The sequence below is a fragment of the Corynebacterium sp. HMSC072A02 genome (assembly GCF_001810085.1).
Lineage (GTDB): Bacteria > Actinomycetota > Actinomycetes > Mycobacteriales > Mycobacteriaceae > Corynebacterium > Corynebacterium hesseae.
The window spans coordinates 1-905 of sequence record NZ_KV799850.1 but is presented as its reverse complement, the minus strand read 5'-3'; the positions used below and the strand labels follow the sequence as shown (position 1 = coordinate 905).

The window sequence follows — 905 nt, the reverse complement described above, 5'->3', positions numbered from 1 at the left end:
TACACAGTATCTGACACAACACCAGCAACCAGACACAAACAGTTGCTCCGTGTGTTTGTCGGTGGCCTATAGCAGCAGGGAAACGCCCGGTACCCATTCCGAACCCGGAAGCTAAGCCTGCTAACGCTGATGGTACTGCAACCGGGAGGTTGTGGGAGAGTAAGAAACCGCCGACACCAAACAACAACAAACAACTCAATACACCAAGCCCGTCACCTAGAGCAACCACTCAACGGTGACGGGCTTCCTCGTCGTTTTTCCATACAGCCTACAAGTACAGACCTGAAAATACAGACCTGCAAGTAGGCGTCGTCAAGCACCAAGGGGCCAGGATCGGCGACCTGCGTGAATGCACTTCCAGGTCTGCACTAATGGCCACACACAAACACATTAGCCCAGCTTCAAGATTCCGGAGCATATATCCATTCAGATGGAGGAGTGAGACGTTCGACCAAAGGCTCATGCAGTAGAGAAGGTGCTTCTTGCACCGCGCCTTGAGCGTATCGGCTTATTAGAATCATTCATATCAGTGCCTTGGCGGGAAAGTAAGGAGTACGCGATGCGGTTCACCCAAACGTCAGCTACGTTCTCTCATTCCTACAACGCGGCCTTCCTCAAGGACCTGAAGTCCGTGCGCTTCAGCACACAGAATGGCAATCCTTCCTCTTTCAGGTTTCTCGATGCATTTTTGTCGAAGAGGCCTATACCGCAGGTACGTGATGGGCGCGGCGGTTTACTGTTCTTAGTCATTATGCTCGTGGCCTCGGCCTGCATTTTCCTCTTCGCTCTTCTGCTAAATGGCTTTGATATCTCGTGGCTGCTTGCGTTCCTTCTTGGTGCGTTGTTGTGTTGTCGCGCGTCAGTGGGTGTTGGGCCTGACCCCCGGAAAGTAGACACGTCGGGGG

General features: G+C 52.8%; 1 rRNA gene and 1 pseudogene. Both read left to right on the top strand.

Annotated features, from left to right (window positions below):
- Nucleotides 1–57 precede the first annotated feature (57 nt).
- Nucleotides 58–176 (top strand): 5S ribosomal RNA (gene rrf / locus HMPREF2698_RS07960).
- A 383-nt stretch (nt 177–559) separates the two neighbouring features.
- Nucleotides 560–905, top strand: a pseudogene (locus HMPREF2698_RS13530) (hypothetical protein); the annotation flags it as partial.